Source organism: Streptomyces synnematoformans (assembly GCF_039531005.1).
Lineage (GTDB): Bacteria > Actinomycetota > Actinomycetes > Streptomycetales > Streptomycetaceae > Streptomyces > Streptomyces synnematoformans.
Genome location: NZ_BAAAPF010000007.1, coordinates 14,028 through 29,401, shown reverse-complemented (window position 1 = coordinate 29,401; position 15,374 = coordinate 14,028). Strand labels below are relative to the sequence as shown.

The window sequence follows — 15,374 nt, the reverse complement described above, 5'->3', positions numbered from 1 at the left end:
TACTCGCGTCACCGGTTTCCCAGAGGGGAGCAACAGACGTGAGGTCCACAAGACTTGGCGCGGTCGTGGCGGCACTCGCCCTGACCGCCGGCCTGACCGGTGCCTTCACCGGCACGACCAGCGCCGCTCCACCACCGTCGGAGCGGCAGCCGAGCGGCAAGGCGCGCGCCCTGGCCGCCGCCGACCGCGCCGCCGACAGCGGGCTCGACGGGCTGCGCCACAGCCCCGGCGAGGAGCTCGTCCGCACCGGGGTGACCCCCTGGGACGGCGGTCTCTACTACGCCGCGTACGAACGCACCTACCTCGGGCTGCCGGTCACCGGGGGCGACGCCGTCGTGCTCGCCGACAGCCGCGGCCGCGTCCTCGACGTCGCCGCCGCACCCGCGCCCGAGCTGACGCTCTCCCCGCACGCCCGGATCTCCGCGGCCGCCGCCGAGAAGACCGCCGCCGGACGGGTCGCCCGGCCGGAGGAGACCACGCGGCCCGAGCTGGGCGTGCTCATCAAGTCCGGCAAGGGCGTGCTGACCTGGCAGTCCACCGTCACCGGGACCACCGCCGCCGGCGCCCCCAGCGTGCGCGAGGTCTACGTCGACGCCCGCACCGGCGAGGTCGTCGAAACCCGCGAACAGGTCCGCGACGCCTCCGGGCAGGGCTACCACAACGGCACCGTCGAGATCGACACCGCCGCAAGCTCCATGACCGACCCCGACCGCGCCGGCTTCCAGTGCGGCGGCCAGAACGGCGCCCCGTACACCAGCCCGCCGTGGGGCAACGGCGGCGCCAACGACCTGGAGACCGCCTGCGTCGACATCATGTACGCGGCCCAGCACGAGTTCGACATGCTGAACGAGTGGCTCGGCTACAACGGCCAGAACGGACGCGGCGGCCTCGTCCCCGCCCGCGCCGGCCTCAGCGTCGTCAACGCCTACTACGACGGCACCAAGACCACCTACGGCCGAAACCAGACCGGCACCAACCAGCTCACGTCCATCGACGTCGTCGCGCACGAGTACGGGCACGAGATCTTCCACCGCACCCCCGGCGGCACCGGCTCGGGCAGCGAGAACGGCGGCATGAACGAGTCCACCGGCGACATCTTCGGCGCCGTCACCGAGGCGTACATCAACAACCCGAACGACCCGCCCGACTACACCGTCGGCGAGAAGGCCCGCTTCTTCGGCGACAGCCGCCCCATTCGTAACATGTACAACCCGTCGCTGGTCAACAACGACCCCAACTGCTACACGCAGCTCGGCCCCGGCACCGAGGTGCACGCCGCGGCCGGCCCGCAGAACCACTGGTTCTACCTGCTCGCCGAGGGCTCCGACCCCGGCGGCGGCAAGCCGGGCAGCCCGATCTGCTCCGGCGGCCCCTCCTCCGTCACCGGCATCGGCATCCAGAAGGCCGCGAAGGTCTTCATGGGCGGGCTGCTGATGAAGACCTCCGCCTGGAACCACCGGGCCGCCCGCGCGGCGACCGTCACCGCCGCGAAGACCACCTACGGCGCCGCCGAGTGCAACGCCGTCAAGGCGGCCTGGAGCGCCGTCGCCGTGCCCGCGGCGGCCGGCGAGGCCGACTGCGGCGGCAGCCAGACGCCGGACTTCTCCCTCGCCCTGTCGCCGGACTCCGGCCGGGTGGAGTCGGGCGGCGGCTCCGCCACCGCCACCGTGGGCACCACGACGACCGGCGGCGAGCCGCAGGACGTCGCGCTCACCGCCTCCGGCGCCCCCGGGGGCGCCACGGTGTCCTTCGCACCGGCGACGGTGACGTCCGGCGACTCCGCGACCATGACGGTCGACGTCGGCGCCGCGACCGCCGACGGCACGTACCCGATCAGGGTGACCGGCACCGGCAGCACCACCCACAGCGTGACGTACACCCTGACCGTCGGCTCCGACACCGGCGGCACCTGGGCGGCCTGGACCTCCTACCAGGCCGGTGACACCGTCACGTACGGCGGCCGGACCTACCGGTGCCTGCAGGCCCACACGGCCCTGCCCGGCTGGGAGCCGCCGAACGTGCCCGCGCTCTGGCAGCCCGTCTGACCCCGATCCAGGACGGGCCCGCCGGAAAAGCCGCCGCGCCCGGGGGCCAGTCCCCCGGGCGCGGCGGCGCGGTCTGTTCTCGTACGGTACGGGCCCGGAGCCCGGGCCCGTAGGCGCGGGCGGCTCAGCCCTGCGCGGCGGCGCGGGCCTCGCGGCGGCCGACGCGGAAGGTGTTGACCCGGCGGGCGGTGGCGAAGAGCGGGATCGTGGCGGCGGTCACTATCTGCAGCGCGCAGCCCGTCTGGAGCAGCAGCTGGCCGTTCGGCGCGTCGAAGGCCCACGCCCCCAGGCAGGTCATGCTGATGAAGATCCACACGAGCGTGGCCACCGCCAGCCGGCCGCGCGGCTTGGGGTACTCCACCCGGCTCACCATCAGCCAGGCCACCCCGACGATCGCCAGCAGCGTCGGCACGAACGGCAGCTCCAGCAGCACCACCGAGATCACCGTCAGCGCCCCGAAGGGGCTCGGCATGCCCTGGAAGACCCCGTCACGCACCGTCACGCAGGAGAACCGGGCGAGCCGCAGCACCACCGCCAGCATCACCGCGACCGCGGCCACCGTGGACACCCGCTGGTGCGCGTCGTCGGCGACCATGCCGTAGACCAGCACGAAGTACGCGGGCGCCAGCCCGAAGCTGATCAGGTCGGAGAGGTTGTCCAGCTCCGCGCCCATCGCCGAGCTGCGCAGCTTCCGCGCGACCAGGCCGTCGAAGAGGTCGAAGACCGAGGCGAGCAGCATCAGGATCACGGCGGTGGCGGCGCTCTGCCGGGCTATGCCGCCGGTGCTCTCGCCCATCAGGTGCGGGACGAGCACGCCGGTGGTGGTGAAGTAGACGGCGAGGAAGCCGCAGGTGGCGTTCGCCAGCGTGAGGGTGTCGGCGATCGACAGCCGCGTGGACAGCGGCATGTCGTCGTCCTCGTCGACCTCGGGGACCCAGCCGGCCTTCGTCTCCGGATCAATCACGGTCAAGGCGCGTCACCCCCGCCGTGGTGGCCTGGCCGACGTCCACGCCGGCGGCGACGCCCTCCGGCAGGTACACGTCGACGCGGGAGCCGAAGCGGATCAGCCCGACCCGCTCGCCCTGCTCGACCTTGGTGCCCCGGGTCACGTACGGCACGATGCGGCGCGCGACCGCGCCGGCGATCTGCACCATCTCGACGTCGCCGAGTTCGGTGCCGAGGTGCCACACGACGCGTTCGTTGGTGTCGCTCTCCTTGTTGAACGCCGGGACGTAACCGCCGGGGACGTGCTCCACGGAGCTGACGGTGCCGGCCAGCGGAGCCCGGTTCACGTGCACGTTCAGCGGGCTCATGAAGATCGCGACGCGGGTGCGGCCGTCGGGCCACGGCATGATGCTCTGCACCACGCCGTCGGCGGGGGAGAGGACCCGGCCGCCGGCGATCTCGCGGTCGGGGTCGCGGAAGAACCACAGCATGCCCGCCGCCAGCGCGGCGGGGGGCACGGCGGCCAGCCGGTCGGGCCAGCGCCCGGTGCGGCGGGCGCGGACGGCGGCGGCGGCCGCGGTGGCCAAGGTCGGCAGGAGCCACGGCGATGCTCCGCGCGCCAGGCGGACCCGGCGGCGCGGAACGGTATCTGGGCTGTGGGGCATGTTTGACCTTCGTAGCGGGAGGGGGCCGCGGTGATGGGGGACGGCGGCTTGTCGGGGATGCTATCGGTTGGCACCGGCAACTCGGCAAGCCGAAGCGAGCTTTCGTCCGCCGGGGCGCCCGACCGGCTGCCACGCGCCCCTGCCGCCTGCCCCTGAAGCAGTCCCTCAGCCCTGGGACCCGTACTCCTCCAGCAGTCGCCGCCCAATGATCATTTTCTGGATCTCGGCGGTTCCTTCGCCAATGAGAAGCATCGGCGCCTCCCGGTAGAGACGCTCGATCTCGTACTCCTTGGAGAAGCCGTACCCGCCGTGGATGCGGAACGCGTCTTCCACGACTTCCTTGCAGTACTCCGAAGCGAGATATTTGGCCATCCCCGCCTCTAGGTCGTTACGTTCTCCAGTATCCTTTTTGCGTGCCGCTCGCACCATCATCGCATGGGCGGCCTCGACCTTGGTAGCCATCTCGGCCAGTTTGAACTGGATTGCCTGGTGCCGGGCGATCGGCCGGCCGAACGTCTGCCGCTGCTGGGCGTAGTCGACGCCCAGCTCGAAGGCGCGCTGCGCGACGCCGCAGCCGCGCGCGGCGACGTTCACGCGGCCCACCTCGACCCCGTCCATCATCTGGTAGAAGCCCCGGCCGGCCCCGCCGGGGCCGCCGAGCACCCGGTCGGCCGGGACCCGCAGCCCCGTCATGATCAGCTCGGTGGTGTCGACGCCCTTGTAGCCCATCTTGTCGATCTTGCCGGGGATGGTCAGCCCCGGCTTCACCGCGCCGAACCCGGGCTCTTTCTCCACCAGGAACGTCGTCATCGACCGGTGCGCCGGCGCGTCCGCCGGCAGCCCCTCGTCCGTCCGGCAGAGGACGGCCACCAGCGTCGACGTGCCGCCGTTGGTGAGCCACATCTTCTGCCCGGTGAGCAGGTAGTCGCCGCTCTCCCCGTCCCGTACGCCCCGGGAGGTGATCGCCGCCACATCCGAGCCGAGCCCGGGCTCCGACATCGAGAACGCGCCGCGCACCTCGCCGGCGGCCATCCGGGGCAGGAAGTGCTCCCGCTGCTCGGGGGTGCCGTGCTGCTTGATCAGGTACGCCACGATGAAGTGCGTGTTGATGATCCCCGACACGCTCATCCAGCCGCGGGCGATCTCCTCCGCGCACAGCGCGTACGTGAGCAGCGACTCGCCGAGACCGCCGTACTCCTCGGGGATCATCAGGCCGAAAACACCCAGGTCCTTCAGGCCTTCGACGATCTGCGCGGGATACTCGTCCCGGTGCTCCAGCTCGGTGGCGACCGGCAGGATCTCCTTGTCGACGAAGCCGCGGACCGTGGCGACGATCTCGCGCTGGACGTCCGTCAGCCCCTCCGTCTGCGCCAGCCGCCCCATCACGCCGCCCCGCCGCGCTCGGCCGGCTCCGGGCGGCCGGGCGGTGCCCCCATGGGCTCCCGCACGTACGCCGCCGTGGGGACCAGCACCTTGCGCCGGAAGACGCACACCAGGGTGCCGTCCTGCTTGTGGCCGCGGGTCTCGACGGACACGATGCCGCGGTCGTCCTTCGACGTCGACGGCCACTTGTCCAGGACGGTCGTCTCGCCGTAGACCGTGTCGCCGTGGAAGGTGGGCGCCACGTGCTTCAGCGACTCCACCTCCAGGTTGGCGATCGCCTTGCCGGACACGTCCGGCACGGACATGCCGAGCAGCAGCGAGTACACGTAGTTGCCGACGACGACGTTGCGGCCGAAGCCGGTGGCCTCGCCGGCGTAGTGCGCGTCCAGGTGCAGCGGGTGGTGGTTCATGGTCAGCAGGCAGAACAGGTGGTTGTCGTACTCGGTGACGGTCTTGCCCGGCCAGTGCCTGTACACCGCGCCCGGCTCGAACTCCTCGTAGATGCGTCCGAACTGCATGTCAGCCCTCCGGCGGGGTGAAGGCGGCGGTGCGGGTCAGACCGGCGGCGCGGCCCTTGCCCGAGACGACGAGGGCCATCTTGCGGCTCGCCTCGTCGATCATCTCGTCGCCGAGCATCGCCGAGCCCTTGCGGCCGCCCTCCTCGGAGGTGAAGTACTCGTACGCGTCGAGGATCAGCTCGGCGTGGTCGTAGTCCTCCTGGGACGGCGAGAAGACCTCGTTGGCGGCCTCCACCTGCCCCGGGTGCAGCACCCACTTGCCGTCGAAGCCGAGGGCCGCGGCGCGGCCGGCGACCTCGCGGAAGCCGTCGACGTTGCGGATCTGCAGGTACGGGCCGTCGATGGCCTGCAGGTCGTGGCTGCGGGCGGCCATGAGGATCCGCATGAGGATGTAGTGGTAGGCGTCGGCCGGGTAGCCGGGCGGCTGCTCGCCGACGACCAGGGACTTCATGGTGATCGAGGCCATGAAGTCGGCGGGCCCGAAGACGATCGTCTCCAGCCGCGGCGAGGCGGCGGCGATGGCGTCGACGTTCACCAGCCCCCTGGCGTTCTCGATCTGCGCCTCGATGCCGATGCGGCCCACGGCGAAGCCCATGGTCTTCTCGATCTGGGTGAGCAGCAGGTCGAGGGCCCTGACCTGCTCGGCGTCCTGGACCTTCGGCAGCATGAGGCAGTCCAGGTTCGGCCCCGCGCCCTCGACGACCGTGATGACGTCGCGGTACGTCCAGTGCGTCGTCCAGTCGTTGACCCGCACCACCCGGGTCTTGCCGCTCCAGTCGCCCTCGTTGAGGAACTTCACGACGGTGTGCCGCGCGTCCGGCTTCGCCAGCGGCGCACAGGCGTCCTCCAGGTCCAGGAAGACCTGGTCGGCCGGCAGCCCCTGCGCCTTCTCCAGGAACCGAGGGTTGGATCCCGGGACGGCGAGGCAGGAACGCCGCGGCCGCAGGCGGTCGGGCTGGTCGGGGGCGGGGTTCATGCGGGGGCCTCCTTCGGGCCGATCTTGTTCGCGAGCCGGATCTCGTCGACGATACGGCCGATGATCCGGGTGATTCCGAAGTCCTTCGGGGTGAACACGGCGGCGACGCCCGCCGCGCGCAGCGCCTCGGCGTCGGCGGCCGGGATGATGCCGCCGACGACGACGGGCAGGTCGCCGGCGCCCGCGCGGCGCAGCAGGTCCAGGACGTCGGGGACCAGTTCGGCGTGTGCGCCGGAGAGGACGGACAGCCCGACGCAGTGCACGTCCTCGGCGACCGCGGCCGTGGCGATCTGCTCGGGCGTCAGCCGGATGCCCTGGTAGACGACTTCGAAGCCGGCGTCCCGGGCGCGTACCGCGATCTGCTCGGCGCCGTTGCTGTGCCCGTCGAGGCCCGGTTTGCCGACGAGCAGCCGCAGCCGGCCGGTGCCCAGCTCCGCGGCGGTGCGCGCGGCCCGGTCCCGTACGGCGGTGAGCGCGACGGCGGCGTCGCCGTCCGGGCCGTCCGGGCCGTCCGGGCCGTCCGCGCCGTGGGGGGCCGCGGCGACGGCGACCGGCGCGCCGCCCACCCCCGTGGGGGCGCGGAACTCGCCGAAGACGTCGCGCAGCGCCCAGGCCCACTCGCCGGTGGTGACGCCGGCGCGGGCGCACTCCAGCGACGCGGGCATGAGGTTGTCCGTACCGGCGGCGGCGGACTTCAGCGCCGCCAGCGCCCGCTGCGCGCGCGGCTCGTCGCGGGCGAGCCGCCACTCGTGCGTTCGGGAGACGACGCGCGCCTCCACGTCCGCGTCGACGGTCATGATCGCGGCGTCCAGGTCGGCGGTGAGCGGGCTGGGCTCGGTCTCCGTATGGCAGTTGACGCCGACGATCTTCTCCTCGCCCGACTCGATACGCGCGCGCCGCTCGGCGTGCGAGGCGACCAGCTGGGACTTCAGGTAGCCGGACTCCACCGCCGCCACGACCCCGCCCAGCCGCTCGATGCGCGCCATCTCGGCTGTCGCGCTCTCGACCAGGCCGGCCACCCGGGCCTCCACCACACGGCTGCCGTCGAAGAGGTCGGGGTACTCCAGCAGGTCGCTCTCGTACGCCAGCACCTGCTGGATGCGCAGGCTCCACTGCTGGTCCCACGGGCGCGGCAGGCCGAGCGCCTCGTTCCAGGCGGGCAGCTGCACCGCGCGGGCGCGGGCGTCCTTCGACAGCGTCACGGCCAGCATCTCCAGCACGATGCGCTGGACGTTGTTCTCCGGCTGCGCCTCGGTCAGGCCGAGGGAGTTGACCTGCACGCCGTAGCGGAAGCGGCGCTGCCGGGGGTCCCCGATGCCGTAGCGCTCGCGCGTGACGGTGTCCCAGATGCGGGTGAACGCCCGCATCTTGCACATCTCCTCGACGAAGCGGACCCCGGCGTTGACGAAGAAGGAGATGCGGGCGACGACGTCGCCCAGCTTCTCCGGCGGCACCTGGCCGGAGTCGCGGACCGCGTCCAGGACGGCGGTCGCGGTCGACATGGCGTACGCGATCTCCTGCACCGGCGTGGCGCCCGCCTCCTGCAGGTGGTAGCTGCAGATGTTGATCGGGTTCCACTTCGGCATCCGGCCGACGGTGTAGGCGATGGTGTCGGTCGTCAGCCGCAGCGAGGGCCCGGGCGGGAAGACGTAGGTGCCGCGGGAGAGGTACTCCTTGACGATGTCGTTCTGCGTGGTGCCCGCCAGCTCGGCGATGCCCGCCTCGTCCAGGCCCTGTTCCTCGGCGACCACCTGGTAGAGCGCCAGCAGCCACATCGCGGTGGCGTTGATGGTCATGGAGGTGTTCGTCCGGGTGAGCGGGATGCCCGCGAAGAGGCGGCGCATGTCGCCCAGGTGTGCGACGGGCACGCCGACGCGGCCGACCTCGCCGCGGGCGAGCACGTGGTCGGGGTCGTAGCCGGTCTGGGTGGGCAGGTCGAAGGCGACGGACAGGCCCGTCTGGCCCTTGGCCAGGTTCCGCCGGTACAGCTCGTTGGACGCCTCGGCGGTCGAGTGGCCGGCGTAGGTGCGCATCAGCCAGGGCCGGTCGCGGTCCGCCATCAGACGTTCCCGGCGTGTTCGACGGCCCGCGCCGGCGCGCTCCCGCGGCCGGCCCGCGGCCCGGGTGCCTCGGCGGTGCGGAACAGCTGGATCGCGTCGAGGTGCGCGGCGCGCTTCTCCTCGTCGCGTACGCCCAGCCCCTCGGCGGGGGCGAGGCAGAGCACGCCGACCTTGCCCTGGTGCAGGTTCCGGTGCACGTCGTACGCCGCCTGGCCGGTCTGGTCGAGCGGGTAGGTCCGCGACAGGGTGGGGTGGATCCTGCCCTTGTCGACGAGGCGGTTGGCCTCCCACGCCTCGCGGTAGTTGGCGAAGTGCGAGCCGATGATCCGCTTGAGCGACATCCACAGGTAGCGGTTGTCGTACTCGTGCACGAAGCCGGAGGTGGAGGCGCAGGTGACGACGGTGCCGCCCTTGCGGGTGACGTAGACCGAAGCGCCGAAGGTCTCCCGGCCGGGGTGCTCGAAGACGATGTCGACGTCCTCGCCGCCGGTCAGCTCGCGGATGCGCGCGCCGAAGCGCTTCCACTCCCGGGGGTCCTGCTCGTGCTCGTTGCGCCAGAAGCGGTAGTCCTCGCCGCGGCGGTCGATGATCGCCTCGGCGCCCATCCGGCGGCAGATCTCCGCCTTCTCCGGGCTGGAGACCACGCAGACGGGGGTGGCGCCGCCGGCGAGCGCGAACTGCGTGGCGTACGAGCCGAGTCCGCCGCTCGCGCCCCAGATGAGCACGTTGTCGCCCTGCTTCATGCCGGCGCCGTTGCGGGAGACGAGCTGGCGGTACGCGGTGGAGTTGACCAGGCCCGGGGCCGCGGCCTCCTCCCAGGACAGGTGGGCCGGCTTGGGCATCAGCTGGTTGGACTTCACCAGCGCGATCTCCGCCAGGCCGCCGAAGTTGGTCTCGAAGCCCCAGATGCGCTGCTCGGGGTCGAGCATCGTGTCGTCGTGGCCGTCGGCGCTCTCCAGTTCCACCGACAGGCAGTGCGCGACCACCTCGTCGCCCGGCCGCCAGGCGACGACCCCCGGGCCGGTGCGCAGCACGACGCCGGCGAGGTCGGAGCCGATGACGTGGTACGGCAGGTCGTGGCGCCTGGCGAGCGGGGAGAGGCGGCCGTAGCGCTCCAGGAAGGCGAAGGTGGGCAGCGGCTCGAAGAGGGACGTCCACACCGAGTTGTAGTTCACGGAGCTGGCCATGACCGCCACCAGGGCCTCGCCGGGGCCGAGTTCCGGCACCGGCACCTCGTCCAGGTGCAGCGACCTGCGCGGGTCCTTCTCGCGGGTGGGGAGGCCGTCGAACATCCGGGTCTCGTCCTTGTGCACCGTCACGGCCCGGTAGGAACCGGGCAGGGGCAGGGCGGCGAAGTCGGCGGCGGTGCTGTCGGGTGCCTGGATCGCGGCGAGTATCTCGTGCGTCTCGTTCATGGTGCTGCCTCCGGCGAAGCGTGTCGGGGGACGCTTGAGGGACGTCGGGGGAGAGCTGCGGGTGCGGTTCGGCTCCGGCGGTGGTGCCGGTGTGCGGGGTACGGCGCGGTGGCGCCGGGGCGCCCGTGACGAGGCGCGGCCGGGTGCGCGAGCCGGGGGCTCGCGGGGACAGCCGGCGCCCGCTCTGCCTTCGGGCACCGGTCACCCGGATATCCGTACGGTATGGCACGGCGTGCCAGGCTGCAAGACACTCGGTGCCAAATAATTCCCTCAGATGTCGACGGGAGCGCACGGATGAGCACGCCCGGGCAGGCGAAGGCTCCCGGGCCGAAGCGGCCGGGGAGCCTCGTGCACGGGGGTGAAACCGCCGGTCAGCCCCGGTTCAGCGCCTTCTCGATGGTGCGCATGACCTCGCTCAGCGGCGCGTCCGTCCGGGCGAGGGCGACAAGCACGTCCGAGCCCTCACCGCCGGCCGTGAGCACCGCGGGCGGGCCCGCCGCGCCCGCCTGCGCGCCGCCCCGGCCCGTCGGCCCGTGCGGCAGCCCGACGCCGGCGAACCGGGCCCGTACCACCGCGAAGGCCCGGTCGAGCTGGCCCTCCACCTCGCCCTGCGCGCCCGCGCGCAGCCAGCGGCGCAGCACGTGGTTGTGCGCGGTGACCACCGCCGAGGCCGCGACCTCCGCGAGCAGCGGGTCGTCGTCGCCGTCCTGGTGGGCGCCCTCGTCGAAGTGGCCCAGGAGGTAGCGGGTGAAGAGCCGCTCGTAGCGCGAGACCGAGGCGATCTCGCGCTCCCGCAGCGTCGGCACCTCCCGGGTCAGCCGGTAGCGCTCGACGGAGACCGCGGGCTGGGCCGCGTACATCCGCATGACCTCCCGGATGCCGCGGCACACGGTGTCCAGCGGGTACTCGTGCGGCGGCGCGGCGTCCAGGACGGCCTTCACCCGCTCCAGGGTGTCGTCGTGGTCCGGGAAGATCGCCTCCTCCTTGGAGCGGAAGTGCCGGAAGAAGGTGCGGCGGGCGACGCCCGCGGCGGCGGCGATCTCGTCCACCGTCGTCGCCTCGTAGCCCTTCGTCGCGAACAGCTCCATCGCGGCGGCCGCGATGTCGCGGCGCATCTTCAGGCGCTGGCTGCTGGAGGTCGGACGGCTGGGCTTCGCTGGCTCGGACATGTAAGGAACGTACTCCATGCGTGGGCCCCGTTCCGCCGCCGCTGCGCACGAGGCGGCGGCGGGACGGAGGCTGCGGCGCGCTCAGCGCCGAGCGGCGGCGTACTCGCGGAAGCCGCGGCCCGTCTTGCGGCCGAGGCAGCCGGCGGCGACCAGGTGTTCCAGCAGCGGCGCCGGGGCCAGGCCCGGGTCGCGGAACTCGCGGTGCAGCACGCGCTCGATGGCCAGCGAGACGTCCAGGCCGACGACGTCCAGCAGTTCGAACGGGCCCATGGGGTAGCCGCCGCCGAGCTTCATCGCGGCGTCGATGTCGTCGAGTGAGGCGTAGTGCTCCTGGACCATCTTCACCGCGTTGTTCAGGTACGGGAACAGCAGCGCGTTGACGATGAAGCCGGCCCGGTCGCCGCAGTCCACCGCGTGCTTGCCCAGCCGGGTGCAGACCTCGCGGGCGGTGGCGTGCGCGTCGTCCGCGGTACGGACCGTGCGCACCACCTCGACGAGCTTCATCACCTGCGCCGGGTTGAAGAAGTGCATGCCGACGACGTCCTCGGGGCGCGAGGTCGCGGCGGCGCAGGCGACGACGGGCAGCGAGGACGTGGTGGTGGCCAGCACGGCGCCCGGCCTGGCGACCTCGTCCAGGGCCGCGAACAACTGCCGCTTGACCGCCAGGTCCTCGGCGACGGCCTCCACGACGAGGTCGGCGCCGGCCAGCGCGGCCAGGGAGCCCGCGGGGGAGACCCGGGCCAGCGCGGCGTCGCGGTCGCCCGCGGTCAGGCGGCCCCGGGCGGCGGAGCGGTCCAGCGACGCGGCGATACGGGACTTCGCCGCCGCCGCCTTCTGCTCGCCGCGGGCGGCGAGCACGACGTCGTACCCCGCCCGGGCGAACACCTCGGCGATGCCGCTCGCCATCGTGCCGGAGCCAGCGACGCCGACCGCCCGGACCGGCCGCGGCGCCGCCAGCGGCGCCGCCCCCGAAGCTGCGTCGGCGGCGAGGGAGCCGGCGGCAGGGGAGCCGGCGGCGGGAGGATGGGCGTCCGGCACGACGGTGCCGCTGCCGGGGGCGTCGTAGGTGTAGAAGCCGCGGCCCGCCTTGCGGCCGGTGAGGCCCGCGGCGGTGAGCTGGCCGAGGAGGGGCGCGGGCGCGTGCAGCCGGTCCTGCGACGCGGCGTACATGGCCTCCAGCACCGTGCGGGCGGTGTCGACGCCGATCAGGTCGAGCAGCTCCAGCGGGCCCATGGGCAGGCCGCAGCCGAGCTTCATCGCCGCGTCGATGTCCTCGCGGGTGGCGTACCGCGACTCGTACATCGCCGCCGCCTGGTTGAGGTAGCCGAAGAGCAGCCCGTCGGCGATGAACCCGGGCCGGTCGCCCACCGCGACGGGCTCCTTGCCCAGCTCCCGCACCAGCGCGGTGACCCGCTCCACCGCCGGCGGCTCGGTGAGCACGGAGGAGACCACCTCCACCAGCCGCATCGCCTGGACCGGGGCGAAGAAGTGCAGGCCGAGGACGCGCTCGGGGTGGGCGGAGGAGGCGGCGAGCCGGGTGACGGACAGCGCGTTGGTGCCGGTGGCGATGACCGCGTCGGCGCGTAGCACGCGGTCGAGTTCCGCGACGACCCGCTGCTTGGTCTCGTACGACTCCGGCACCACCTCGATGACCAGGTCCGCGTCTGCGGCGGCGCGCAGGTCGGGGAAGGTGCGCAGCCGGGCCAGGACGCCGGCGCGGTCGCCCTCGGTGAGGCGGCCGCGGGCCACGGCACGGTCCGTGGCGCGCTCCAGTGCGGCGACGCAAGCGGTGGCGGCGGCCTCGCTGACGTCGATGCCGACGACCTCGCGGCCGGCGCGGGCCAGCACCTCGCACAGGCCGGTGCCCATCGTGCCGAGACCGACGACGGCCACGGTGGGGAAGGGAACCGAGGGGGGCTCGGGGATCTCGGGGGACTCGGGGACGGGGCTGCGGTCCATCGCGGGACTCCAGTCGTGACGCGGGAGACGAGGGTCGGGGCGCGCGCACGGCGGCGGGACCGGGGCACGACGGCCCACGGCGGGAACCGCGCGGCGGCGGGGCACGCGGCGGCGAGGCGCGCCGCAGGCCCTGTCCCGGGGCCGGGCGTCCCCGCCACGGGCGCTTGAGCGCCCGTCGCGCGTGCTGTTGGTCGCCGAACCGACTTCAGCTCTCGGCGGCTGCGTCACCAGACCGCCCGAGCAGGGGTGCTGCTCGTCCCCCGAGCTTAACTCGTGAGTAACCATGGGCGCCAGAGGGGGATTCAGGGAATGTACCCGTCAGCGGGGGCACAGATGGAGTGAACCCGATCGACGCGCCCGTCACCGACCGGTGACGGGACACGTACCCTGAGTGCCGGCGAGGCAGGGGGCGAGGCATGGACCAGGAGTATCTGGCGCTCACCGAACGGATCCGCGGCAGGCTGGACGACCCGCCGGCGCTGGCGCGCTTCGACCGCATGACCGCGCTCGTGCGACAGCGCACGACCACCGCCCACGACGAGCTGGCGCGGGTGCTGGAGCTGCCCGGGGAGCCGCTGTGGACCCGGGAGCTGGCCGCCTTCGCGCTGGGTACGGCGGGGGACCGGCGGGCGTTCGAGACGCTGGTGCTGCTGCTCAACTACCGCGACCCGGTACGGGCGGAGAGCGCGGCGTGCGCGCTGGCCCGGCTCGGCGACCCGCGCACCGCGCGGGCGGCGGCGGCCCTGGCGACGAACCCGCTGCGCACCGCGTACGCGCTGCACGCCATCCGGCTGCTCGTCCGGCTGCGCGCGCCGGAGTCGGCGCCGGCGCTGATCAGCACCCTGCAGCGGCTGGTGCGCGAGCCGCAGCACCACTGGCCGATCGCCAAGGCCTGTGTCGAAGGGCTGGGCGAGCTGGGCGACCCGGGCGCGATCCCGGCGCTCTCCGAGGCGCTCGGCTTCCCGCAGCTGTGGCGCGCGGCCACGGCGGCCATCACCCGCATAGGCCCGCGCACCCCGGCGCCGGGCACCGGGGTCAGAGCAGGGTCAGCTGCGTGCTCTCCGGGGCGTCCGGCCCTGCTCCGGGCTCCTCCGCCGGCCCGATGCGGCGCGCGGTGCCGGGCGCCGAGGGGCCTATGCCCAGCTCCGTCGCGTACTCGTGCACCTGCCGGGTGACCTGGCGCTGGTACCACTTCGGCGCGTACGACCCGCCCGCGTACATCGTGCGGTACCGGCGGACCAGCCGCGGGTGGTGCCGCTCCAGCCAGGTCATGAACCACTCCCGCGCGCCCGGCCGCAGATGCAGCACCAGCGGCGTCACGGACGTCGCGCCCGCCCGGGCCACCGCCCGCACCGTGGCGCGCAGTTGCTCCGGCGAGTCGCTGAGGAACGGCAGCACCGGCGCCATCAGCACCCCGCAGCCGATGCCGTGCTCCGCCAGGGTGCGCACCACGTCGAGCCGGCGGCGCGGCGCCGGCGTGCCGGGCTCGACGGTCCGCCACAGCTCCTCGTCGAGGAAGCCGACCGAGACCGCGACGCCGACGTCCGTCACCTCGGCCGACTGCTTGAGCAGCGGCAGGTCGCGGAGGATGAGCGTGCCCTTGGTGAGGATCGAGTACGGGTTGGCGAAGTCCCGCAGCGCGGCCAGGATGCCGGGCATCAGCCGGTACCGCCCCTCGGCGCGCTGGTAGCAGTCCACGTTGGTGCCCATGGCGATGTGCTCGCCGCGCCACCGGCGGCCGGCCAGCTCGCGCCGCAGCAGCTCCGGGGCGTTGACCTTGACCACGATCTGCGAGTCGAAGCCGCGGCCGGTGTCGAGGTCCAGGTAGTCGTGGGTCTTCCTGGCGAAGCAGTACACGCAGGCGTGGCTGCAGCCCCGGTACGGGTTGACGGTCCAGTCGAAGGCCATCCGCGACGCGCCCGGCACCCTGTTGACGAGGGAGCGCGCCCGCACCTCGTGGAAGGTGATGCCCTGGAACTCCGGGGTGTCGAACGTGCGGGTGACGACGGCGGCCGTGCCGAAGAGGGCGGGCGGCGCGCCGCCCGGGCCCGTGCCGCCGTCGGCGGCGGCGGTCTCGGCGGCGGCGTCGTGTGTCAGATTCTCCCAGCGCATCGGTACCTCCCGTTGATCTGCCGCCGAGAATAGAACACGTGTTCCCTTCGCGTCGAGTCCTCGATCGGGTGACGCCGGGCGGCGCCGCCCGCCGGCGGGGCCGCCGCCCGGTTCGCCGTTTCGAGTG

General features: G+C 73.2%; 11 protein-coding genes and 1 pseudogene. 2 read left to right on the top strand and 10 right to left on the bottom strand.

Features of this window, described 5'->3' with window-relative positions; genetic code table 11:
• Window positions 1-38 precede the first annotated feature (38 nt).
• Window positions 39-2,045 (top strand): M4 family metallopeptidase, encoded by a 2,007-nt coding sequence (locus ABD317_RS03295; protein WP_344287628.1) that lies wholly within the window; start codon window positions 39-41, stop codon window positions 2,043-2,045.
• 124 nt (window positions 2,046-2,169) lie between these two features.
• Here ABD317_RS03295 and pssA read toward each other — a convergent pair whose 3' ends face one another.
• From pssA to ABD317_RS03250, 9 genes are all read right to left on the bottom strand, one after another.
• Window positions 2,170-3,015 carry a CDP-diacylglycerol--serine O-phosphatidyltransferase gene (pssA, locus tag ABD317_RS03290; RefSeq protein WP_027752342.1) on the bottom strand — a complete coding sequence of 282 codons (846 nt, stop codon included), beginning with the start codon at window positions 3,013-3,015 and terminating at the stop codon, window positions 2,170-2,172.
• The gene (locus tag ABD317_RS03285; RefSeq protein ID WP_344287625.1) at window positions 3,002-3,655 is read right to left on the bottom strand and encodes a phosphatidylserine decarboxylase; all 654 of its coding nucleotides are present in this window, start codon (window positions 3,653-3,655) and stop codon (window positions 3,002-3,004) included. The genes pssA and ABD317_RS03285 overlap by 14 nt, the downstream gene beginning before the upstream one ends.
• A 165-nt stretch (window positions 3,656-3,820) precedes the next feature.
• Entirely contained in the window at window positions 3,821-5,038 is a 1,218-nt protein-coding gene (locus tag ABD317_RS03280; protein ID WP_027752340.1) for an acyl-CoA dehydrogenase family protein, read from the bottom strand.
• Entirely contained in the window at window positions 5,038-5,556 is a 519-nt protein-coding gene (locus tag ABD317_RS03275; protein WP_344287623.1) for a MaoC family dehydratase, read from the bottom strand. The genes ABD317_RS03280 and ABD317_RS03275 overlap by 1 nt, the downstream gene beginning before the upstream one ends.
• 1 nt (window position 5,557) lies before the next feature.
• Window positions 5,558-6,532, bottom strand: coding sequence for an HpcH/HpaI aldolase/citrate lyase family protein (locus tag ABD317_RS03270; RefSeq protein ID WP_344287621.1), 975 nt, complete (start codon window positions 6,530-6,532; stop codon window positions 5,558-5,560).
• Window positions 6,529-8,592 carry a protein meaA gene (locus ABD317_RS03265; RefSeq protein ID WP_344287619.1) on the bottom strand — a complete coding sequence of 688 codons (2,064 nt, stop codon included), beginning with the start codon at window positions 8,590-8,592 and terminating at the stop codon, window positions 6,529-6,531. Before ABD317_RS03265 ends, ABD317_RS03270 begins: the two co-directional genes overlap by 4 nt.
• Window positions 8,592-10,007, bottom strand: a complete 1,416-nt coding sequence (gene ccrA / locus ABD317_RS03260) for a crotonyl-CoA carboxylase/reductase (protein ID WP_344287617.1) — start codon at window positions 10,005-10,007, stop codon at window positions 8,592-8,594. The genes ABD317_RS03265 and ccrA overlap by 1 nt, the downstream gene beginning before the upstream one ends.
• Before the next feature lie 371 nt (window positions 10,008-10,378).
• On the bottom strand, window positions 10,379-11,176 hold the full coding sequence (locus ABD317_RS03255) for a TetR family transcriptional regulator (protein ID WP_027752335.1): 798 nt from the start codon (window positions 11,174-11,176) through the stop codon (window positions 10,379-10,381).
• A gap of 81 nt (window positions 11,177-11,257) precedes the next feature.
• Window positions 11,258-13,135, bottom strand: coding sequence for a 3-hydroxyacyl-CoA dehydrogenase family protein (locus ABD317_RS03250; protein ID WP_344287615.1), 1,878 nt, complete (start codon window positions 13,133-13,135; stop codon window positions 11,258-11,260).
• Between the two features lie 416 nt (window positions 13,136-13,551).
• On the opposite strand from ABD317_RS03250, the pseudogene ABD317_RS03245 reads away from it, so the two are divergent.
• Window positions 13,552-14,061: pseudogene (locus ABD317_RS03245) on the top strand (HEAT repeat domain-containing protein); the annotation flags it as partial.
• Between the two features lie 109 nt (window positions 14,062-14,170).
• On the opposite strand, the gene ABD317_RS03240 reads toward ABD317_RS03245, so the two are convergent.
• Complete coding sequence (locus ABD317_RS03240; protein WP_344287613.1) at window positions 14,171-15,247, bottom strand: Rv2578c family radical SAM protein; 1,077 nt, start codon at window positions 15,245-15,247, stop codon at window positions 14,171-14,173.
• Window positions 15,248-15,374 lie beyond the last annotated feature (127 nt).